Origin of the sequence: Marivirga salinae (assembly GCF_030503855.1) — a bacterium.
GTDB lineage: Bacteria > Bacteroidota > Bacteroidia > Cytophagales > Cyclobacteriaceae > Marivirga > Marivirga salinarum.
In genome coordinates, this window is record NZ_CP129971.1 from 2630359 (window position 1) to 2652988 (window position 22630).

The 22630-nt window shown below is 33.8% G+C and carries 27 protein-coding genes; all 27 read right to left on the reverse strand.

The features are described 5' to 3' along the window. Position 1: 1 nt before the first annotated feature. The 27 genes from QYS49_RS11070 to QYS49_RS11200 all read right to left on the reverse strand — a co-directional run bounded on the left by QYS49_RS11070 (position 2) and on the right by QYS49_RS11200 (position 22422). Positions 2–286, reverse strand: coding sequence for a hypothetical protein (locus tag QYS49_RS11070; protein ID WP_308347297.1), 285 nt, complete (start codon positions 284–286; stop codon positions 2–4). Between the two features lie 1237 nt (positions 287–1523). Next, the gene (locus tag QYS49_RS11075) at positions 1524–1982 is read right to left on the reverse strand and encodes a ferritin-like domain-containing protein (RefSeq protein ID WP_308347298.1); all 459 of its coding nucleotides are present in this window, start codon (positions 1980–1982) and stop codon (positions 1524–1526) included. Between the two features lie 30 nt (positions 1983–2012). Further along, positions 2013–2669 (reverse strand): DUF6799 domain-containing protein, encoded by a 657-nt coding sequence (locus QYS49_RS11080; protein WP_308347299.1) that lies wholly within the window; start codon positions 2667–2669, stop codon positions 2013–2015. Positions 2670–2709: 40 nt separating this feature from the next. Next, a complete protein-coding gene (locus tag QYS49_RS11085; RefSeq protein ID WP_308347300.1) occupies positions 2710–3300 on the reverse strand; it encodes a DUF4142 domain-containing protein in 591 nt (196 codons plus the stop codon). A gap of 89 nt (positions 3301–3389) precedes the next feature. Beyond that, entirely contained in the window at positions 3390–3941 is a 552-nt protein-coding gene (locus tag QYS49_RS11090; protein ID WP_308347301.1) for a hypothetical protein, read from the reverse strand. A gap of 314 nt (positions 3942–4255) precedes the next feature. Further along, positions 4256–4777, reverse strand: coding sequence for a DUF421 domain-containing protein (locus QYS49_RS11095; RefSeq protein WP_308347302.1), 522 nt, complete (start codon positions 4775–4777; stop codon positions 4256–4258). Positions 4778–4846: 69 nt separating this feature from the next. Then, complete coding sequence (locus QYS49_RS11100) at positions 4847–5554, reverse strand: endonuclease/exonuclease/phosphatase family protein (protein WP_308347303.1); 708 nt, start codon at positions 5552–5554, stop codon at positions 4847–4849. A 367-nt stretch (positions 5555–5921) separates the two neighbouring features. Continuing rightward, positions 5922–6383, reverse strand: a complete 462-nt coding sequence (locus QYS49_RS11105) for a hypothetical protein (protein ID WP_308347304.1) — start codon at positions 6381–6383, stop codon at positions 5922–5924. Positions 6384–6486: 103 nt separating this feature from the next. Continuing rightward, positions 6487–6843, reverse strand: a complete 357-nt coding sequence (locus QYS49_RS11110) for a hypothetical protein (protein WP_308347305.1) — start codon at positions 6841–6843, stop codon at positions 6487–6489. Positions 6844–6883: 40 nt separating this feature from the next. Continuing rightward, the gene (locus QYS49_RS11115; RefSeq protein WP_308347306.1) at positions 6884–7183 is read right to left on the reverse strand and encodes a YtxH domain-containing protein; all 300 of its coding nucleotides are present in this window, start codon (positions 7181–7183) and stop codon (positions 6884–6886) included. Positions 7184–7257: 74 nt separating this feature from the next. Then, on the reverse strand, positions 7258–7413 hold the full coding sequence (locus tag QYS49_RS11120) for a lmo0937 family membrane protein (protein ID WP_308347307.1): 156 nt from the start codon (positions 7411–7413) through the stop codon (positions 7258–7260). Between the two features lie 27 nt (positions 7414–7440). Next, positions 7441–7956: a YciE/YciF ferroxidase family protein gene (locus QYS49_RS11125; RefSeq protein ID WP_308347308.1), complete on the reverse strand. Its 516-nt coding sequence runs from the start codon at positions 7954–7956 to the stop codon at positions 7441–7443. Between the two features lie 231 nt (positions 7957–8187). Beyond that, a complete protein-coding gene (locus tag QYS49_RS11130; protein ID WP_308347309.1) occupies positions 8188–9279 on the reverse strand; it encodes a sensor histidine kinase in 1092 nt (363 codons plus the stop codon). Positions 9280–9468: 189 nt separating this feature from the next. Beyond that, on the reverse strand, positions 9469–10572 hold the full coding sequence (locus QYS49_RS11135) for an acyloxyacyl hydrolase (RefSeq protein WP_308347310.1): 1104 nt from the start codon (positions 10570–10572) through the stop codon (positions 9469–9471). Between the two features lie 459 nt (positions 10573–11031). Then, positions 11032–12399, reverse strand: a complete 1368-nt coding sequence (locus QYS49_RS11140) for a serine hydrolase domain-containing protein (RefSeq protein WP_308347311.1) — start codon at positions 12397–12399, stop codon at positions 11032–11034. 314 nt (positions 12400–12713) lie between these two features. Continuing rightward, positions 12714–14153 (reverse strand): S41 family peptidase, encoded by a 1440-nt coding sequence (locus tag QYS49_RS11145; protein ID WP_308347312.1) that lies wholly within the window; start codon positions 14151–14153, stop codon positions 12714–12716. Between the two features lie 265 nt (positions 14154–14418). Beyond that, positions 14419–14913, reverse strand: coding sequence for a DUF3592 domain-containing protein (locus QYS49_RS11150; protein WP_308347313.1), 495 nt, complete (start codon positions 14911–14913; stop codon positions 14419–14421). A gap of 47 nt (positions 14914–14960) precedes the next feature. After that, positions 14961–15890, reverse strand: a complete 930-nt coding sequence (locus QYS49_RS11155) for a hypothetical protein (RefSeq protein ID WP_308347314.1) — start codon at positions 15888–15890, stop codon at positions 14961–14963. A 55-nt stretch (positions 15891–15945) separates the two neighbouring features. Next, complete coding sequence (locus tag QYS49_RS11160) at positions 15946–16212, reverse strand: zinc ribbon domain-containing protein (RefSeq protein WP_308347315.1); 267 nt, start codon at positions 16210–16212, stop codon at positions 15946–15948. Positions 16213–16451: 239 nt separating this feature from the next. After that, positions 16452–17684 carry a serine hydrolase domain-containing protein gene (locus QYS49_RS11165; RefSeq protein WP_308347316.1) on the reverse strand — a complete coding sequence of 411 codons (1233 nt, stop codon included), beginning with the start codon at positions 17682–17684 and terminating at the stop codon, positions 16452–16454. A gap of 267 nt (positions 17685–17951) precedes the next feature. Continuing rightward, positions 17952–18503 carry a hypothetical protein gene (locus tag QYS49_RS11170; protein ID WP_308347317.1) on the reverse strand — a complete coding sequence of 184 codons (552 nt, stop codon included), beginning with the start codon at positions 18501–18503 and terminating at the stop codon, positions 17952–17954. 237 nt (positions 18504–18740) lie between these two features. Continuing rightward, a complete protein-coding gene (locus tag QYS49_RS11175; protein ID WP_308347318.1) occupies positions 18741–19094 on the reverse strand; it encodes a DUF5615 family PIN-like protein in 354 nt (117 codons plus the stop codon). Positions 19095–19105: 11 nt separating this feature from the next. Next, positions 19106–19333 (reverse strand): DUF433 domain-containing protein, encoded by a 228-nt coding sequence (locus tag QYS49_RS11180; protein WP_308347319.1) that lies wholly within the window; start codon positions 19331–19333, stop codon positions 19106–19108. Between the two features lie 299 nt (positions 19334–19632). Beyond that, positions 19633–20262: a hypothetical protein gene (locus QYS49_RS11185; protein ID WP_308347320.1), complete on the reverse strand. Its 630-nt coding sequence runs from the start codon at positions 20260–20262 to the stop codon at positions 19633–19635. Between the two features lie 383 nt (positions 20263–20645). Continuing rightward, positions 20646–20936 carry a type II toxin-antitoxin system RelE/ParE family toxin gene (locus QYS49_RS11190; RefSeq protein WP_308347321.1) on the reverse strand — a complete coding sequence of 97 codons (291 nt, stop codon included), beginning with the start codon at positions 20934–20936 and terminating at the stop codon, positions 20646–20648. Beyond that, positions 20929–21168 carry a ribbon-helix-helix domain-containing protein gene (locus QYS49_RS11195; RefSeq protein ID WP_308347322.1) on the reverse strand — a complete coding sequence of 80 codons (240 nt, stop codon included), beginning with the start codon at positions 21166–21168 and terminating at the stop codon, positions 20929–20931. The genes QYS49_RS11190 and QYS49_RS11195 overlap by 8 nt, the downstream gene beginning before the upstream one ends. A 96-nt stretch (positions 21169–21264) precedes the next feature. Continuing rightward, on the reverse strand, positions 21265–22422 hold the full coding sequence (locus QYS49_RS11200) for an integrase core domain-containing protein (RefSeq protein WP_308347323.1): 1158 nt from the start codon (positions 22420–22422) through the stop codon (positions 21265–21267). Positions 22423–22630 lie beyond the last annotated feature (208 nt).

The window sequence follows — 22630 nt, forward strand, 5'->3', positions numbered from 1 at the left end:
CTTAAGATCCAGCAAATGGTGATCCAAATATTCCAACAGCAAGTTCTGCCCAGATGAGAAACAGAGCAAATAAAATCGCTCCACAGATGATAAGTCTTGTTTTTATAGGCTTCACTTCTCTCATGACAAGTTCACACCATAAGCCTGTTCCAAATAATAGAATCCCCATAATCATGAAGTCTGTAAAATCCCAGTCAACTTCATTGGTGAATTGCATGGCTATTAGTGGTATAAGCAGCAATATTACTGCTGATAACAGAATCAGGAATAATCTTTTGTTTTCCATAATTGTAAAAATTAATTGTTGAGTTTTTTGATTTTTATCTGACTAACTATTAAGCAGACAGTCCCAACTAAAATTAGTAATAGGGGTAGGACACCGGGTTCACCCTCTACCTTTATCATGTATGTTAATAATATAACTCCAATTAGTAAGAATGTGCTGGACAGTATTCTTTGAGTTTTTAGGGTTTGGCTTAGTTCCTTTTTTATGATTTGTTGCATTTGTTTTTGTCTTTAGAATTCACTTAATATTTAAATAAAAGTACTTTGTAATTCAAAGTATAAAAATAAAATAATATTACCTAATTATTTTATTATAAAATGTTTAAGTTTTTTCGAGTTTATTTCTTTTTATTAGGGATAAGCCTTTTAAATAAAGTAAGCCAATTGTCAGCGAAATCATGGAGCTAATGATCATAAAGATCATTTTGAAGCTGATACCAAAATGGAGGATCTTCAGTAATCAGCCTGAAAACATTTACAGTAACTAGCCCAAAAACTATGTGTGCAATAAATAAGGCAGTAAAATAATGGGTTAAGGATACTTCAGGAAGGTTATGAAATACCACAAAATATGATTTCCAAACAGTAATTGCTTAGATGCCACTTATTGCACCAACCATTAGGGAGTGGGTGATTGAAATATTAAATATACCCCAGTTCCACAATAGAAAATAACTAAAACTAAATAATACTCCGGCCGATAAATGAGCAATTGAACCAGTCAATAATGTTTTAGTTTTTCTTTCTAGGATAAATTCTAGATCTTCTCTGTTAGCATCGACCCTAAAAGGTGCACAACTTTTGTATTATTATTGGTCAGGCTAGCATATAAATATATCGCTAGCGTCATGGCAAGTGTTCCAACAAATCCGGATAGAATTGTTAAAAGAAATATACTTAAATCCATTGATCAAGATTTAGTAATGGAAAGATTTTTGGAGTTGAATCTGGTTCACTTGAGTAGCTTAATTATTTTAAATCTATTTTTTTTCCAGTTGCAGTAGTTTTAAATTATAGGTTCATATTGTTTTCTACTAGTGTTTCAGTTTAAAATAAAAAGTCAGGAAAAATCGATTCTCGGTTAAGGAAGAATAGCCTAATTTTCCTTTTCCTAAGCCAAAAAATTAGATGGACGAAAAAGATTTTGTTTGAGTCCTGTTTCGCCAATCTAGGCCTTATTAAAAGATTTTCCCCGACTTTTTTACTTTAAATAAACCATAAACTATTTAAAGATTGATTTAAGCATCCACCAAAGCATCACGCAATGATTTTACATGGTCTTGATCGCTTTTTATTAAAGATTTATGTGCAATGATCATGTTTTTTTGTTCTGTGTTTAAATGTTCTGTTTCATCCTCTATTACATCATTATAAGTTTCAATGGCTTTATCATCGCCATTGTCACAAGAGTTGAGAATTGCTTTACGGTCCTTGCCGGTAATTGCTGCTTTCACATCCATCCATGCTCGAAAGAATTTCCCCGTGACCTTAGTGCCATCGGCTATTTCGCCACCCATTGTTTCCACTTCTCTGATTAATTCTTGTTTACACTTTTGACTAGTTGCAATAAATTTTGCAAACAAGGTTTTTAAATCCTTTTCCTCAGTTACTTCTGATGCATTTTCATATCCTTCTATTCTATCATTGTTGATAGTAATCAGCGAGTTTAGCGCGTCAATTGCTTTTTTATTTTCCATTTTGGTTCTTTTTTTGGTGATAAGATTTATTTAGTAATCGTTGTTTTTGGTGCTGTCAGGCATTGGGTGTTCTTTATTCTGTTGTTTATTATACTCCTCAGTATTTTTATCTTTATTAGGTTGTGTTATCTCACCTGACATATCTATATGATCTCCTTCTTTAAACTTCTTTTTGGGTTCACCATTTTTCATATAGTAGCCATTTTTCATAACAGCTGTTCCATTTATTAGCTTTATATCAACATCCAAAGGTGTCATATTTCCATTTTTCACTTTCATTACTTTTCCATTTATGAATATGTAGCCGTTAGGATAGTTTTCATCATCTGAGCCATGTGTGTATTCAGATCTACTGATAGAAGTTATCTTACCTGACATATCCATATGTTCTCCTTCTTTGAGCATTACTTTTGGTTCATCCTTTTTCATATAATGCCCATCACTCATGATGACGGTTCCATTATCAAGGATGGTATTTGTTTCTACTGCAGTGATTTCTCCATTTTTCACCATTACCATTTTTCCATTCTGAATCATATAGCCGTCTGGAGGATTCCGATTTTCCGAACCAGAGTAATATTTATTATCTAATTTATTCTCTTTATTAAATGAGGATTCAGATTCAGATTGAGCATAAGCACCAAAGGTGATTATAATTATTGCGATTGATAAGAAGATTTTTTTCATCTTTTTGTTTTTTAAGGTTCGTTAAATTGTGAATTGATTTTTAATTATTGTTTTTATATTTTTCTTGATATTCAATTGATTGGTCAAGATGTTTGCGTAGTTCTTTTAAAGTAACTTTTGCCCAAGTCTTAATTTCACTATCATTAATATCTTGGGATTTTTTTTCAAATAGATCAATTGCATCCTTATGAGAACTTACCATTTTATCGATGTAAACTTTGTCAAAATCATTTCCTGATTTATCATTTAATTTAAGGTAAGTTTCCTTAGAATCTTCTGTTGGTGTGCTGGGAATGGTAATCGTTTTACTTTTTGCAAGCGCCATTAAATCTTTTTGAGATTTTGCGTGTGCCTCTTCCATCATTTTCCCTAGTTCCTTCACATGCAATGTTTGCCCATTTTGCTGTGCCAGTTGTCCTAACTGAATTTCTTTTAAGTTAATTTCAGCAGCGTTTACAAGGAACTGCGCATTTTTTTGATTCTCTTCGCTTGTATCAAATTTTCGGTCATTTCGCTCTTCAGCAATCACTTTACTTCCCTTTTGATTTTCTTCATTTTCGCAAGAAACAAAAACCAAGAATGCGGAAATTAAAGTTAATTGAAGCATTGCTCCTTTTATATATTGGTTCATTTTCATTTATTTAGGTGGTTTATTGATAGTTTATATTTAAAGTAGAATGACGTTTAAGGTCATTCTACATTTGTTTTACAAGAGGAATTCTAATAGTGAATTTCTTCTTTTTTAGTATTTAGACTATTTTCAATTTGTTGGTCATCCTCCTCATTTAAAAGTTGAACTCCAATTACGATTTTGCCTTTTTTGATTCCTTCTTCATATAAATTGGCGCTTTCCTTAGAGAACCCTAAGTTTTCGAGTGCCCCCATTATTCCGCCTGGAATTCCGCTTGCTCCTGAACCAGAAATCCCTGAAGCAATGGGGCCTGCCAAAATGATTATGAGTCCGCGAACTACAACACTTCTTCCATTTGCACCTATTACTTCTGAAATCACACTTTCATTGTTTTCAATAGTTGGATCAACTATAGCATTTTCAGTTGTATAGGCTCCATATTTAGTGTGTTTGATATCACTTATGAAATGTTTTTTGAGCGTTTCACCTAACATCACGACATTAATTTGATCTTTTTTATAACCCTTTTTTTGTAATGTCTTGTACGCATTTTCTGTACTATCTCGATCTTGAAACATCCCTGTTAACATGTCTAGGTCCTTTGTCATGTTAACAGTCTTTTGATTTTGATTTTCAGCCATTTTGATTTCATTTAAAATGTGCACTGTTTATTTTAAGCTTGATAATTGTTCTATAAAGATCATGATCAAAGAATAAATTATGTTACACTATTCTGTAAATGCTTTATATGATTCACACATTGCGATTTGTGATGAATTATAAAATGACAAAAGGCTTAGATTTTATGTTTTTTTAAGATGTATTGAAGCGTTTTAAAATTTTTAGTGTATGAATAGGGGAGGAGAAAGGCTATTGGGATATAAATGTTATTTAAGCCAGCTCAAGCATGAAGGTTGAAAATTTATAAAGTACTCAATTTTGTGATTTAATTCTTTTATGGCTCCATATCAACATCCCTAAAAGTAGTTTCTTTTTGTTTTTTTATTTTTTTAATAATTGATATATCACCAGTTGTTTCTAAAATCATAATATCGATTTCATCTAATGTTGAATAGCCTTTTTGTCGAGCAGCGCTATAAACTTCCTCAACAGTTATTCTTTCTTTTTTCATTGCACTATAATGAAAATCGCCATTATAGAAAATAAGAGAGGGCTTACTGGTGATTAAGGTTTTAAAAGCTTTCACCCTAACAGACAGCCAGGTGAATAAAAACTGAAGTCCAATAAAAACTATGACAGCGGTGATCCCATCGGCAAGTGGTATTTTTTGATTAAGTGTAACGCTAGCGAGAATTGAGCCTAAAGCAATGGTTACCACAAAATCAAAAGCATTCATTTTTGATAAGGTTCTTTTACCGGAAATTCTTAATGAAATCACCATAGCAAAATAGGCTAATGGAGTTACATAAATTACACTTAATATATTATCCCAACTGTTAAACCAAATATTTTCCATCTCATTATATTAATGATGTGTGATTTAAAGCTATTTTCATTCCTAGCTCTTGTTTTTTTAATCTCTTAATCACAGTTCTAATTTCTCCCCAACAAAAGCTTTTTCATAGAAGCTATTTGCTCCCATTGCGTTATTATCAGTTTTTGGCTCGTAATTTAAAGTTATCGAAATTGGAAAATGGTCTGATCCTATATCTTCAAGTTTTTGTAAGGATATTAATCCAAAATCATTTGTATAGAAAATATGATCTATTGGATACCTCAGTAATGGTAAATGAACGCTAAATGTACTGTATAATCCTCTGCCTTCCCGAGGATCAACTAACCCACTATATTCCCTAAAGAGCTCTGAAGTATCAGACCAGCCTACATCATTTAGATCACCTGCCACTATGGTGGGATTATTTGATTTTTGTATTCTTTTACCAATAATTAGTAATTCAGTATCTCTTTCATAAGTGTCAGATCCTGGTTTTGGGGGTTCTGGGTGAACGCCATAAAAATCTATAATGATTCCTGATGCTAAGGTGATTTTTGTGAAAATTGAAGGGATATCTTTTTGAACCAAAAAATTTACGGAGCTTTCAGTCAGCTGAAGTTTTGATAGCAGTATCATTCCATAAGTATTTTCTTGGGGGCATTTAATGGAATACGGAAAATCATCTTCAAGTTTTTTGATAGAATTTGCCCACTCTTGGTTGGGTTCATTTATTAAAAGAATATCAGGATTAACTTTATTTACTAGCGAATGGAAACGCTCTTTTTCTTTATTGTTCATCAATACATTTGAAACCATTAATGTAAGGCTGCATTCAGAAATTGGTTGGTTACTGTTCTTTGCTTGAGATTTGTAAAGAGGAGTATATATGATTATAAACTGTAACTGATAGATTAGGGTAATTATAAGGATAATTAATAGTGGTAATTTGTAAATCCATTTAAAATCTACAAAAAAATAGGCCAGAATTATAGCTATTATAATTAAAACAGCAATCTGGATTCTTGGGAAATCAAATATTCTAATCCACCATTCATCGGTGTTGATCATGGGCAAGCCTGTAGCTATAAGTAAAATGATGCATAATATTAAAGTGAATGTCCGCATATGCCTAGCTATGATTTAGCAAATTTTTCAAAACTGAATTTTAATTTCGGAAGATTTTTTTCTCGTTACCGTATTCGGTTAATTCATCCATATTTTGAACATTGGCCTCTTGTACCTCAATTACGGCTTTTCTTCTACGTTTCATGAAGAAATGTATAAATCTTCCAACTTTAGATTTCATTTCGTTTGCATTTTTAGAAACAACATTTCCAATAGCAAATTGAATTAATGTGCCAAGTATATTTTTGATGGGATTATGAGATCCACCCATCAATATTTTTTTAGAGAATACAGCTGTTCCAATCCCGATTGCACTACCAATAATGTTATTTTTAATTTCAGAAGAGGAGGATACTTTATCTATAGTACTTTTAATAAGATTGAAGGGTTCTAAACTTTCTTTTGTAGTTTGAAATTGTGCCTTCAGTATACTTAATTCTTCAGCACGTTTTTCTTCTAATTGGCTGATTCTTACAGTTAACGCATCTGTTTCATTTTTCATCTTAATTATATTTAAATGTGATTAATTGTAAGAAATGTTTTTACTGAAGGAGCTAACTATAAGAAAGTTGAATACACTGAGATGGTTTTGAGCCTTATGTATTTTACTTGATTCTTCTTTTCTTTAGCAATTGCTTAATCAAGGTGTTACTGATTGGAATTTTAATTAGCTCGTTTCGAAATATATGAATGGGTACTGCAAGCACTGCATAGAAAGCCCCCATAACAAAAAAGCCATAGAATGTTTCGCCCAATTGTTTACCGATCCATAAAGCCAAGCCAATATTTAAGATTACAAGCGACAATGCAACTATTATAAAAACTACAATTCTAGAAACCAAGGTTGAAGCCATATCAGCCGATTTATCAATTGCTGATAATTTAAAAAATTCGATTGATGTTTTACTGTAGTCTTCCGCCTGCTTTAGAAGTGTTTCTAGGGGTGTTGCATTGTCGTTCATAATCTAATTTTTAAGTATTATAAAATGGATAAATCAAAAATTAATATCCAGAATGTTCAACATCTGCTGCTGCATTTTTCAAATCTTTTTTGAAGTTATCTGCTTTCGCTTTTCCTTTTCCCGCTAAATATTGGACATCATTTTTAGTGGTGTCAATTTTTTTGGAAACTAGATCAGAGAATTCATCAAATTTTGATTTTAATTCGTCTAAATAATCATCGCTTTTGCCTTTGATTTGTTTTCGGGTTATGGCTCCTTTTTCTGGTGCTAATAAAATACCGACTATTGTGCCAGCGGCAACACCTACTAACATTCCTAATACTGCTCTACCTTTGCTCATAATTGATTTTGTTTAGGCCTCATTAAGCTATAAAATGAAAGCTAATGAAGCTGATTTACTGGTTCTTAATTAAATTATATTGATTTGTTTCCTGAAAAAACCTTTATCAGGAGTGATACTAATGCTACTACTAGCAGTAAGTGAATAATTGCTCCAATGCTATACACAAAAAAACCTATTACCCAAATAATGATCATCACTACTGCCACGATATAAAGAATATACTTCATGTGTATTTGTATTGATTTATTAGGGGATTAATCTTCTCCTATTGCTGCTTCAATATTTATTGCTTCAGCAATTACCGATAGATGTTCATCCGCAGTAAGTGTAGCTTCAAGTAAAGAAACTGCCTCAGTTAAGCCTAAAATTTCAGCAAATTGGCGAAGAGTTCCATATGTAGCTATTTCGTAATGCTCTACTTTTTGTCCTGCTATAATTATTCCAGCATCACACATTGATCCTTCGTCACATGATTCCATTATTTCATCCGCTTCTTTAATTAAACCTTCCATTGCATCACATTTTTTGGCAGTAGCTTTTTTATCAATAGATTCAAAAACCTGCTCTAATCTGTTGATTTGGTTTTCCGTTTCTTCCAGATGGCTTTTAAGTGCTTCTTTCAAATCTTTTGAAGTTGCATTATCCACCATCTTGGGAATAGCTTTGGTTAATGCTTTTTCAGCCCAATAAATGTCTTTTAATTGATCTTCAAATAATTTTAATAGTTGAGATGATTTAACGGGTGCGGCTTTTATTTTTTGATTTTGCATTTTTCTGATATTAGATTTTGGGAAATTTTTAAAACTGATAGTGCTTATTAATTAAGAATCTAATTTACAGTTGAATCACAAAGAAAACCTTACATGATTGTTATAGAGATTTATATGATTCACACATTATTATCTGGGGGTAATATCAAATGTGATTAAGTAGAGTAGGGGATAGACGGATTATTGAAATTTGATATGTTTGCTGTGGTTAATAATTTTTTAAAAGGACTATCAACCTTGCTTTAAATAAATGTTAAAAGTAGTATAGTTGTCTACCTCGCTTTCTACTTCTATTTTTCCACCTTGGTTAGTCACCATTTTGTTAATAATAAATAAACCCAAGCCAGTTCCTTCTATATGTGGTTTCAAGCGGGTAAACTTTGAGAATATTTCTTCTTTCTTTTCTGGCTCAATACCTACTCCATTATCCTTAACAGAAAGTAGGCTATACTCTCCGGATTCTTCAGTTTTGATGAATATTTCAGGGGTAGTGCCATTTTTAGAAAATTTGATGGCATTGAAGATTAAATTATAGAGAATGCTTCTTAGGTTCTTTTTTGAAAACTGAATTTCGGGAACAATAATATTGGTAGTAATCTTAGCATGCGATTGATATATCTGATTTTTCAAAGTTAGCTTTACATCCTCCAAAATTTGTTCAATATTAACAGTGGCAGCCTGATCGCTCATCTCAGTTCCAACTTTAGCAATATGGGTTAATTCACTGATGATCTCTTTTAAAGAATAGGCTGAATTTTTAATCATTTTCAAATATTCCTGGATCTCTTCTGTAAGTTCATCACCATGCGAATGGTTTAATAAGTCAACCAGAGAGATCACATTTGACACAGGGCCTTTTAAATCATGAGTAACCGAATAGATGAAAGTTTCATGGTCAGCATTAATCCTTTCAATAATTTTCTTATCATTTATCCGGCCAGTGATATCAACAAAAGTGATAACAACACCATTAGTGACATCTTTTTTCTTAATGATGTATGGAAGTATATTCATCTGAAACCAACGTTTGTCCGGTGTTTGAATTTCATCTTCAAAGTCAATGTTTGTGGCTATTACTTCCTTTATGACCTCTATTAATCCGTCAAGTTGTGACAACGCTGGGATATCAATTATCGATATTCCAATATGATTTTCTGCTAACTTAAAGTGCGTGTTTGCTGGCGGACTGAACTTCCTTAGAATTAAATCAGCATCCACAAATAATTGCGGAATGATCGTGTTCCTAAAGTAGTTTTCTAACTCTTCGTTTAGCTCAACAAGTTTCTTTATCTTCTTTTTCTCTACCGCTACTTTCTCACTCATAATCATATCTTTTACTGACCAGTATTAAATAAATATTTAGGTACAGCTATTAAATAATCAAAGATATAATTCATTAGTAACTAAAATCTTACATCATTTTCATTAAGTTTTATATTATTCCCACTTTTTAGGAGATATGATATAATGCTTGTGATAGGGAAATACTAAAATAATGCATTCTAATCTATCCTATTCATACTGCTTTTGAAAGGTATAAGTCAGTCGAAAATCCACAAATTCTGCTACTTGACGGTGAGCTAGCAGATTAATACCCGTACTAAAGTGACGGTTTATCCGATATTTAATTCCCCATCTATGGAATATGCGGTCGTAATAAGGGGTTTGGTCAAATACATACACGCCCAAGCGCTGACTAAACTGAAACCGGCCTAGTAAAAACTCATGCCCCAGCAGTAGTCCTGCTTTCACAGGGCTGGCGTCAAGCTCTTCTTTGCGAAGTCTGTATTGCAGTTTATCATCGTAATAGAATTCAGCTCCCATAGTAAGCATGCTCAGCCTACCCACTTGTTTCCCAGCTTGAATAGCAAGTCCACCAGCCAAGTATCTTTGGCGATTACCAGCTTGGTTGTAACCGCGACTCATGGAGGTTAATAAAGTTATATCATATCGGGCAGTGTAATTTCTCCAGTATTTTTCATTGGTTTGTGTTCCGGTATACCAAGGGCGAGTATTAGGTTGATAATTAATTGAAATGCCAGCAGTAGGCCAGTTAATCCCTTTATTTGGTTGACGAATGCCTCCATTAGAAATGTGTTGGTAGTTTACACTGGGGTTTAGCCACCACTTTTCCGATAATTTTATCCAAATACCCACGCCAATTGATAAATAAGCGCTCATATTAGTACTATATGATTGGTTTCCAGGATTGTCGATGCTGTCAAAAGGATTGTTTAAGTAGGATAGTCCTGCAGCGCCTTTCATGGAGAAAAGCAATCGCTTACTTATCTTGTATGTAGGTTCCAGAAAATAAGCTGCAGTGACACTCTTGCCCAATAATTCAACATCATAATCGTAATAAGACAGCAACAGTCCCTGCCTAGGGTAGCAGTGGCAAAGGGCAAAGGAGGTAGAATCGTTGCGCTGCCAACTAAATATGGTTTCTATTCCGGTTGGACGCGCCCCACTTGTATTTTGCACATCTACAGAATGTGCGAAAATAAAACCATGCTGCATGCCTATGCCAATTGAGAAGAATGGTTTCTGCTTAGCAATACTTCCTTTTGCTCCTGTGGAATCTGTCTGGGCAAAAGTAACAGTCGAACTACCTATCACCGAAATAATTATACAAAACCATAGTCGTACAGTTATCTGCCGCAATACAAACTGTTTAAAGTTGCCAGCATTTAAGCAAATTTTTATGAGAAAAAATGTAATTAAAAACAGAAGCTCTGTGTGGAATTTAATAAACAGCCATGTAATCATTCTGTCCATATAATGGGTATTTTACCTTGACTTATTTAACTGGTTACATTTATTAATAACCTCAATTGTTTAAGCAATATAACAATTGGTGTTGATTGTAGCCGTAATGTATCGAAGAACCACATTGTATTTTTTTAGAATTATTAAAACCTTTAATGTCAACCTTTTAATACTACCATTATGCTCGCAATAAATTTATTAGGAACAAGAAACCAGTATTAACACCACCTAACATAAACCTTTCATTTAATAGATGATGAAAAATGTAAAAAAGATTATTCACATATAAAGTAAGTACTTTGAACAACTTTACTCCAATGCTTTCAATATATATTTTGGAATCATTTCATTAGGTGGAGTGCTTTTCCCATACAAAGCATATGAATTATAATTTCCCCCTGTAAAAACTGTAATCATATTTAATTCAGGCCAGATATTAATCTTTTGTCCTCCGTTTCCTGAAGCCATATAGGAGTCATAACGATGACCATCTATTACGAAATATTTATGCTCCCACAAATATCCGTAATCTCCGTCTTCGGTATCAAATGATTTTTCTATCCATTTTTCTGGAAGAATTTGTTGGCCTCGCCAAAGCCCTTTGTCCTTATAGACCTTCGCTAGCTTTAAAAGATCTCTGGGAGTGATATACATCTGGCTGAAATTGGTTTTACTTGATGGGTCAGGGGCAAACCGCCACTTGTAATTAGTAATTCCTAAAGGAGAAAAGAGATGCTTTTCAGCAAAGTTTTCCAATTTTTCGTTCGAGGCAATTTCAACTACACGACCAAGAGTAAGAGGACAGCCAGTGCAGTAGGAGGATGTTTCACCTGGAGATTGAACCATCGGTAAATCAAGAGTATATTTTACCCAATCTTTACTTTCCATCATTCTTTGCTCACTTCCTCTACTTTCTGGATTGTTGTTTTCGCAATCCATCCCGTGGCGGTAAGTCAGGAAGTTTTCAATTGTGATCTCTCTTTTTCTGTTGTCAAGATTTGCAATAGAATCATACTGCTTATTAAAGTAAGGTAAAAGGTTGTCTTGCTCGCTTCCTATCATACCTTTTTCTATCGCTATGCCCAAAAGTGAGCCAATAAAAGGCTTAGTGGCTGACCTTAGTTGATGAGGTTTGTCTTTTGCGTATCCGTAAAAATATTCCTCAAGCACTAATTTTTCTTCTTTATAAATCAAAATACTATGCACATCAGGATAACTTCCCTTTATTGTTTCCTTTACCATATCAATAATAGGTTGAGTATTTTTAAACACATCTTTTAAATCACCAACTTCGAGTCCGTCAATATTCCTGTCAGGAATACTATATACATATGCTTTTGAGTTATTCCACAATTCCTTTCGGGGATACATTTCCATTCTTTCAAAGTCGGAGCTAATATAAGAGAAGCGATCTCCTTCCACTCTATAACTTTTTATCTTTCCAGTTTTGTCTCGCTGAAAAGTAACAGGAATATTTTGGTTGTTGGCAAAGGTATCTACTGCTATGTATTTTAATGGATACTTGGCTTGATCTATTATTGCATATAGTGTAGTATCCATTTCTGAAGCTATAAAGGACAAGCTTGTATTCTCGTGATATTCATATTTCCCTTCGTAATCCTGTAAGTTTTGAAAGGTTGTTTGTGGAGATATTTCCTTATCAAGAATAAGATCCATTTTACAATAAGTGCATATGCCTGCTTTTTCATATCTAAGAGTATCACACCTTAAATTGCAAGGCGTGCATTTATAGAGATTCTCTGGTTGGCTCTGGCTATAAATTGAAATACTAAAGAGATTGAAAATAATTGAATATAAAAATAGTTTTCTCATAGGTTCGATTACTTGATATTAACGTTAGGTTTAATCATAGTGTGGGATTTCGGAGCGATTTACTTTCCGCAATCGCAAAGTTTCTTAGAAGCAAAACAACATTTTTAGCACTTAAAACCGAATGATGCATATACAATGTTATGTACATTTGGTTTATTTTACTTTCGTTTAATTAAGTCAAATGTAAAATCTAACTCCACATCTTTCTTGTGAACCCAATTGTCAAATGTCTGCACTATTTCATAATCAGGGATAGTTCCGTGTCCAAAGTTTTTTGTTAAATCAACTGCATTTGTGTACTTCTGCAAAGGAATAGTAACAATAAGTCCAGTTGGTATTGTCGCTTCTGGCATCATACCACTTGTATTGCCTTGATAACCACCACCTGTCTCTTGTCCTACAATAATTGCTTTGTTATTATGTGACAGTATCGCTACAAAATCTGAACAAGAAGACATACATAGGCCGTTTGTAATTATATAAGTCTTTCCTTTAAAATTATTACTTGCTGATTGTTGAGTTTCATAATAGTCAAACTCTTTGGTGAACCAAGTTTTTCTCCAATGAAAAGAGCCATTAACCTCTACAGTCTTATTATAAAAAAGCCTGTTCATTCCTTTAATCTCTTTTGCTACTGCCTCTGTTACTTCAATTTTATCCCAATATCTAAATGGCTGATCAAAGAAATAAGATGCAAGTAAAGCAGCATTTCCATCAGTTCCCCCAGTATTATATCTTAAATCAACTACTAAATTTTCAACATTTTGCTGCTTAAGCGTTTCAAAAACATCTTTAGTAACTTTTTGAAAGTTTTGTCCAGCTTCTTTGATCGATGATTTTGAAAAAGTATGAATTTTTAGTAAACCAACTCCATTTGTAATCTCAAATTCTAACGGTTTTTTGTAGTTTTTTTCTAATGATTCGAATGAAGGAAATTTATCTTTAGAAATGCCTTTCAGTTCATAAATATTGTTATTTCCGTTTGTTTTAATGCCAACATTAAATACAGTTGAGGCATCAATTATGGACTGATACCAAAACGAAAACCTATGATTGAGCAGCAGATTTTTTTCAGTTTGATTATAGCCATCTGATGGAATTGAACTTAGTATTTTTTTTAAAATACTAGAAATTGAAACTTCATTAATTGATGTGATTTCTCCGCCAATTGGTATATGTTCATTCGCTGAGTAGTTCTTTGAAATTAAGACTTTACTATTCTGCAAATCAATAAATACTTCAAGGGGTAGGAGTGTGTTTGTTTTGTCCAAATAGACTTGATATTCTTTTGAGAGTGAAATTCCAGTATGTAAACACCCTATTTGAGCAAACAATGGTTTCAGTTTTCTATAGTACTGTAACTCTGTCAGTGAATCATTTATACTTTGTTTTGTTGAATCTATTAAGAAGTCAAACCTTTCTTTGGTTGTGTATCTATAGAATCCAGGATGTTTTTCACTGATTCCATCCATTGTACTTGTTGTCCAACTCTTTAAACTGTCAGGTGAATATTTTCTACTGGGGACAAATTTATTTTCCTGTGCAACTAGTTGTATAGATGAACTCAATAAAAGCACTGTAATCAGAAATATTTTCATGCTGTCATTAATTTTTAATATGGAGTGCTTTCTTGGCTATTGTGTAAAACGCGAACCTAAAATGCATTTGCTACACTTCGCTGATGAAATACTAAAGTAGCGAAGCCAAACCATATCCACAATTATTGAAAGAGAAAAGAAGTGAATCATGCTGAATGCTTGTCCTAAATCTAAATGAAATCTTCAGTTTGGCTTTGTGGCGATATACCTCTTCTCTTAGCTAGAAGCAGTTAGCAAATGCATTTTTAGCAATTGTTAGGCTACGTCATTTTTCAATTTCTAATTCATAATATTTAAGAAACAACCATCTAAAATAAGCTAGAATTAATATGAAAAAACCAATAAAAATGAAATGCAGTATATAGTTTGTCTGTTCCTCAGAGAATGTTGTCTTATTTGGATTATGGGGTGAATACCATATGCTTAAATTTTTTTCGGACATTTTTTGATCCAATATTCTTTGTGCTTCCATATGATCTCTGGCACTAAACTCTTGCTTAGCTTCATATTTTTGATTAGCCACCGTAAAGAGATAGTAAATTTTAAAAAAATAATCAGGCTCTTTTTCCCGGATTCGTTCTTGAATTTGCGAATGTTTTTTTGGTGTTGCGGTTCCCTTTTCCCACTGCGCATTAAGTCCCTCTATTCCTTTAAACGTAAAGATCACGACACCAACTAGCAAAGCGATTGTTCCCATCATTTGAAACGGAAGATTAGGTGCAGCTACTATAATTCTTCTAAGTTCTTCTTTTATTTGCATATAAAAAGGCTGTTAATGTAATGGAGCCAAATGCCTGTTAGCTGTAGTTATTCAATTCCTAAGTATTTTTTTATTCGTAACATTCTTAGTGTGTTCCATCTGCTTGGTTTGCCCGCTTTTTCCATTATAAAATGAATTTGTCCAGAATGAGCAGCTTGCACATTCCATGTTCCGTCTTTATTTTGCTTTTTATTCAAATAAGTGATTGCTTCTGTCATCCTGTTGTCCCATTCTACTTCCGCATATTGAAAATAATCCATAGCTCGAAGAATGTCATACCGCCACCTACAGGGATAAGTCAACCTAAGAAACTTTTTGTCAATTATTTGACCGGTTCTGTCTGATAAAAAAAGTCGGTGCATCAGGATAAATTCAATACCTGTTTTTATGGCATCAGATATTTCTTTCTTTCTATAGTTATAGCCTGCTTTCTGAAATTCTGTGAACCCTTCGAGAACAGAGATAGTGGAATGTAGTGAGCTGTGTCTGGCCCCACTTCTTGTTGTTCGACAATTAAAACCTCCATCAGGCATTATCTCAGCCAGAATACTGTCAACAATGGAATGAAGTTTCATTTCAGACGTCATAAAGTATGAAGCATAATTCAAGAACATGCCATTTACACATACATCACTACGTTGAATCGTGCTTGGTCCTAAACAAATACCACCATCTTCTGCTTTATCATTTTGTAGAACCAAATCAATAGTCTGTTTCACAACTTCATTATTAGTGGGTAGATTTAAATTGCGAAGGTCAAGTAAAGTGTAGTGGGTAGAAATCCATTTTGGTTGATAAAATCTATCACCCCAATGTCCATTTGAATGCTGCTTTGATAGAAATTTTGAGCCCCATCCTTCAATAGCGATCCTGTCTTGAAGTTTCTTGTTATCACTTCCCAACAAATCACGCCATGCCTGATATTGTATGGATATATCTCCTTCCAATAACCAGTCTATGATTTGTTGATTGTTCATTTATTTTTTGAGATTTAATTTTGAATATACTTCTTAGGAAGAGATGTGGTATACATTACTGTTTCCATCTTTCGAGATTTGGAATTGACCTTGTAGCCAACCAAGCAAAGAAACCATTCATTCCGTCTTTCTTCATTTCTTGTATACAAAACTTTTGCATTTTTTTGGCGGTGTCTATTTCAGGGGGAGTTAAAAACACTCCATTTTCATAGCACATGGAACAATATTTTTTACTGATGGAACCATCTTTTTCCGTTCCACCACCTTTTTTGTCTTTTTTAAGTGGGAAACCACAGCTTTGGCAAAATTTATATTCTTTCATTGTAATGTTTTTATTGAAGACTAGCTTCTGTCATAATTACAGCTAACGCCACTGTATAAATTCGTGGCTGATTAAAAGTATAAAAATTTCAGTTAACTACCGAGGCAATCCGCAGGATAAGCTTATTAAATTAACTCTTACTAATAAGTCAAATCTGCGGATTGGCAGGTTATCTACAAAGAGCCAAAGGAACAATAACCTACTGACAGCCATGATTTATACAGAATGTTACCAGCTTTCTATTTTACTAAGGAGGTTTGATGTTCTAAGATATCCATTATTGTCCAGAGGTCTTTGAGAGCTTCTTCATATTGCCACCAAATGGTTCTGTTGATAATTAACGCAAAACCCTTATTTGTATTCTTATTAAAGAACATAAAGGTGGTTGTCCCAGGGTCAGACCCTGTATGACCTATATAGCCTTGTGGTGCTATTCCCATATAAACACCCTTATCATATTTTATATTCATAAACACATTTTCATCTTCTGGAAAAGACTCTTTAGAAAACTTATCAGCAAAGCTTTTATTAAATAATTCTAAGTAGCTTCTATTAGAAAGTACGTTGCCATTTCCTGAGTATCCATTAATCAGTTCCTGCAGATACTTTGACAGGTCTTTTGAATTAGTCACTAAGCCCCCAGCTGGATAATCGAGACCTAAGTAATCAGCATATATTGTGTCACCATCATGATATAACTTTGTGTTAGTACTATCTGTATTCCAAGATGATTGGTTCATTTCCAGCGGCTTGAAAATATACTTAGCTGTGAATTCTTGAAAAGACTGATTCGTAGCTATTTCCAAAATTACTGCAGCTAGAACTGTTGCTCCATTTGAGTATTGATAAGTAGTTCCAGGTTTTTCATTTAAAAAAACATCACGGCAACAATTGTCTTTCTCCGTATAGAGCATGTTTTTTATGAAATCTTTAATGGGTACTGCTTCTCTTGGTGAATTGAAGTATTCATATATTTTTATTGGAGAGGATGATTTCAAATGCTTATCATTCTTCAAAAAATAGCTGGATTCATCGTAAAGGTCAGTATCCAAAATAGTTGAGGTGTGATTAGCTAATTGTCTAATGGTTATTTCTATGTCAGGATAAAATGGATTGTTAATTGAAAAAGGAAGATATTTATTAATTGGATCATCCAAATTTAGTTTCCCCAGCTCTTGGGCTTTTAATAAAGAAATCCCAACTAAAGTTTTGGAAATAGAGGCAATTGGTTGTCTTGTGGTTAGTTTATATTTTTTTCCATTTGCTACATCGGAATAACCAAACGCCTGCTGATAGATCGCTTCCTTTTCATTCATTAGTGAAATGGAAAATCCATGCAAGTTTCCGTTGTCGTAGATATTTTGAAATTGATTGGTTAAGGAATCATTTAGAGTCACCTCTTTTTGATCATTTCCTCTTGGCTGACAGGAGATGAATGGAATGATTAAGACAATAAAAAAGTATTTCTTCATATGATTATTGCGGACATATTGCTGGTAACGCCTGTATACCCGTTTGCTATACTAGGCTATGAAATACTGAAAGTAGTAATTTATGCTTTCTCCACAAACTGATACATTTCATTAATTGCAAAAACTTAGAATAATTAGGCTTCAGAGTTTGCCAAAGCATTATCCTTGGTTGCCAGCTATGAAAAGCTAGCATAAATTACGGGCTATTTAGCAATCAGTTATCTACAAGGTGGTGAGCAAATGGGTTTTTATATATTGTTATGTGTTTTAGTTTAATTCATAACTTGAAAGATATGAAATGAGCCCATATTCATCCTTGCTTCCTACAAAACCAATCCCTGCCACATAGTAATTATAATAAACTTGAAATTTATTCAGGTCTTGATAATTAATTTGTTCTGCTTTTATAACCAAGCAATTTTCATAAGTTTTGACAGGAGTTTTCAATATTTGATTTAGTTCAATAATCTTATATTTCCAACTTTTGTCTTTGCTAAACCATGAGTAATCTTCTACCAACTTTGAAGGGATATTAATAGATTCGGTTCCGGTTTTAGTGTTTAAGTATACTTCATTTCCATCCTTATCTTTCCTTTTGTAATTAATTTCCGTTGTTCCCCAAGAGTATTTAACTTCAACTTGATAGTATTTCCTACCATGATAATTGTAAAAATCCTCAAGAACTTGTGTACTGTAGGAATCTCCTCCTGGTATTTTGAAATTCCAATTATTTCCTACTTCAAGAGGATAATAGTCTTGACTATATATCGAAGAAACAGTTATTAATGATAAGATTTGAATTAAAAATAAAATTTTCATGGTAGAGTGTTTACACATAACGCCAAGCTAAAATGCGTTTGCTACACTTGGCTGATGAAATACTAAAGTAGCGAAGCCAAACCATAACCACAATTATTGAAAGAAAAAAGAAAACAAACATGCTGAATGCCTGTCCTAAATCTAAATAAAATCATCAGTTTGGCTTTGTGGCGATTGCACCTCTTCTCTTTGCTAGAAGCAGTAAGCAAATGCATTTTGAGCAATTGTTGGTAAGCGTTAATATTTTTTCTGTCTAATCGTGTTGGAATCGATAACAGTCAAATTGTGTTCAAATGAAATAGCTTTTTTAGTAAGGAGCTCTTCTAAAATCTTTGCTGTCTCTAATGGTTCAGTTGGCTGAGTCCTGATGAAAATGACGCCTGCCTGCGGTTTGTATCCATGCTTGAATATTAATTCACCATAATCGCTGTCATAAGTAATAATAGTCCTGTTCTCATCAATAGCAATCTGCATAACCTGTTCATCCGTAATACTAGGGTCGTCAACTCCAATCGCCATAATGTCGTAACCTTTTGATTTGAGATAGGTGATACTGGAGAATGGCACATTCTCATTAGCTAGATACTTCAAGTTGGGTGAATTTAAGGATTAGTGTATAAAAGTCCGTCCTTTAAGCATTCTTGGATGTAAGAAAAAACAGCTTGAAGTGATTCCTGATTCATTCGAGGATAATTTTCAAGAATTTGTTTTTCTGTCCATCCTTGAGCAAGGAGTCCAATGATATGCTCAACAGATACGCGAGTTCCTTTTACTGTAGGCTTCCCAAGTAGTACAGTTTCATCAGCTATTATGTGTTTTCTCCATTCCATATTCAAAGGTACGAAATTTCTTATTTCTTCGTTCGCCCATGCTTAACAACGCTTAGGCTATGATGAGTGGGGCATAGAAAGCACTCTGTTTGCTAATTAGTCCAAGCCACAATAGCCTATTGTTTTTTAATAAATTTACTAATTGTGGCGGACTTTCCAAGTATCACCAAACTTTCCTGACTGATGAAACCCCATTCATTCATAGCTAGTGTTGTGTGCATTTTGGTCATATCAGGTCTTCAAAGATTGATTTCTCATGATACTTTTAATATTATTATGCCTATAGTCTATACTGTTTTTCAAATTGGTGATACACCACTTTCAAGAAAATATTGATGTTCTATCCCCTTTTTGTCAATATAAAAAAAAATACCAGTAACTCTTCGGTCTCCAATACTAAAAAAGTACCATTGTTCAGATTCAAATTTTAATGGGCAAATAGGATACTTCCCATATTTATTTAGCCACCACAATTTATCAGAGGAACTCTCTGACTGCCTTGAAAAACCTTTGTGAATATGTTTTACTTTGATGGTGTCTTCATCCCAAGAGTAATTACCAGGTTCATAAAATTCAATTTTTGATGGAGGGTTTGGAGGTTTATTTGAAGGGTTTCGAATATTGCAAGAAACTGTATGGATGGTGGTGTATTTAATTGGGTAGCCTTCGTCCCCGATTGAATCGACATTAATCTTTTCTATTGTTACTCCATTATTAAATTCTCTATTTGTGACTATATCATTTTTACTAATTGTCACTTTGGGTGGAGCAAACGAACTAATAAAGTATTTTAAAAAATACAAACCACCTGCGGTTAGAATAACGATTAAACTAACTGATATTAATATTCCTTTAAGCGGTCTGTTCTTAAAAAGAATTATTGTAATTATGACAATTAAAATTAGTCCACTTATTATCGCAATAATCATTACTACTTAGGCTTATTTATATTATGACTAATTTTTGATCAAAATTATAGTAAATAATAATAGAATTATCATCTTGATATGATCTTCTTCAATTATTCCTTTAAATTCCACTAATTCGATATTAATTAATATGGCAATGAGTTAGCTATATAAGGAATTGCATACAACGCGAAGCTAAAATGCGTTTGCTGCACTTCGCTGATGAAATACTAAAGTAGCGAAGCCAAACCATAACCACAATTATTGAAAGAGAAATGAAGAAAAACATACTGAGTGCTTTTTTTAAATCTAAATGAAATCATCAGTTTGGCTTTGTGGCGATTCTACCACTTCAATTTGCTAGAAGCAGTAAGCAAATGCGTTTTTAGCAAATGTTGGCAACTTTATTTTATTGCTCCAGTAATATCCTGTCGACCAACGATTGCCATAATCTCTACAACCTTGTCATTGACTCTAAAGTAGATGCTATCAGCCCCGCAAACACAACGTCTATATCCTTCTTTTATGTAGTCGACCGACTGGTATGAAAAAGGTCTCTCGGCTATCATTTCAAAGTATTCAAAAAAGGTATAGAAATAGTTATCAGCTTGTATGTCTCCAAATTTTTCAACTCCATATTGATGTATTCTGATAAGGTCATTTTTGGCTTCGTTGCTCAGTCTATATTCAGCCATGTAAATCAGACTTTGATTGTGCTAAAATCTGCTCTTTAGTAGCATTTGTAAAACCACTTTTCTCAGCTTTCTCGAGTTTTGCTTTAATCCAGTCAATTTCCTTCTGTTGGTTTCTTGCTTGTCGGATTAAGTCATTCACTAATTCGCTTTTACTAGAATACTCTTGACTGTCGACTTGTGATTTTAGCCACTCGTCATTTGGTTTGGTAAATGATATACTTTGACGTGCCATAATTAATAATTTGATGTAAATATACACCAAATACGAATCAATTGCAAGAAGTTTGTTCGTTAAGGCAGATAGTTTACAAAGTTAAAGGGACATCCTTTACACTAAAATAGCGCTTAACCTTGTTTGTGTTTTCTTCTTTCTTAGATCATTTTCATTAAAGTATCCTAAAAATACGTTTCTATAGAATACCTTCCAAATACCATTTCCTTGTTCTTCAGCGGCTACTTGTTTTCTCTCAGCTCCGCGTGATATAAAAACCCAGTAGTTAGACCTCCATCTGACATATCCATTGGTGTATACATTCATGACTTTCATATGTGTTGGATAGTCATATCTGGGGATTCTACTGGGATATTCTCTGGATGAAAATTGATGCATACTAGCAGGTGTTTCCATACCCAGTGCTTCATGTGGCCTCACATAATTATATTCCTCGACAAACTTGTTTAGACTCCTCTGTTGAGACTTTAGATCGTAGGCAGAAGGAAGTGCACAAGCTGCCTTTAAGTCTCTGTGCATGCGTTCATGTCGTCCGTTTTGTTCAGGGTGAGCCGGATCTGAAAACACTGGTAAAATACCCAGCTCAATGAACCAGTAGGAGAGTCTTGTAAAGCGTTGGATAGCACTGACTGATCCGAAGGGCCCACCGTTATCAGTATGGATTTGCCTAGGCAGTCCATATTTGTTAAAAACCCTTGTAAACTCCAATTTAGCGTCTTTAAAGGTCTCTCGGTAGTGTGCTTTAGCAGTGAAGACAAAGCGACTTTTTGAGTCTGCAATGGTGAGTGGATGACAGTACTTTCTGTTGCCCATGACGAACTTCCCTTTGTAGTCAGCCGACCATACTTCGTTGCAGGATTTAGGGTCAAAAATAGGATAGATAGGCTTTACTCTTCGCAGCCTTTTTTGAGGACAAACCAAGCCGTTTTTAGAGAGGATGTTGTGTACGGTAACCACTGATGGAATGTCCTCTGGGCTACAGTGGTTAAACAACAATCGATGTATTTTCTTAGCGCCCCATTTTGAATGCCTTTTTTTTAAATCGAGTATGTATTGCTCGACTTTTTCTTTGGTTCTGTTGGGGTGATTAATCGGCTTCTTAGCCCGTTCTCTAAGTCCTTCAATGCCTTGCTTTTCATAGCGGTCAATCAGCTTGTAGGCTGTTGGCCTGGATATTTCAAAAGCTTTGCAAAGTTCGGTAATGGTGTACTTATTAGTACGCCATTCGCAGATAAATTCAATTTTCTGTTCCATAGTTGTTGTGTTCTTCCAAGGCATAGCAATTTGAGTTTTTACTCAATTTACTATTCTTAAAAGTGTAAACTATGTCCCTTTAACTTTGTAAAGCATGTCCCTTTAACGTACCTAAATGCCGCACAACGGTAAGTATATGCAAAGTAGGCGATTGCGTGCTTCAAACCTATCAACCCGTTGAGAAGTTGAAGCGGGCTACAACCCTTGA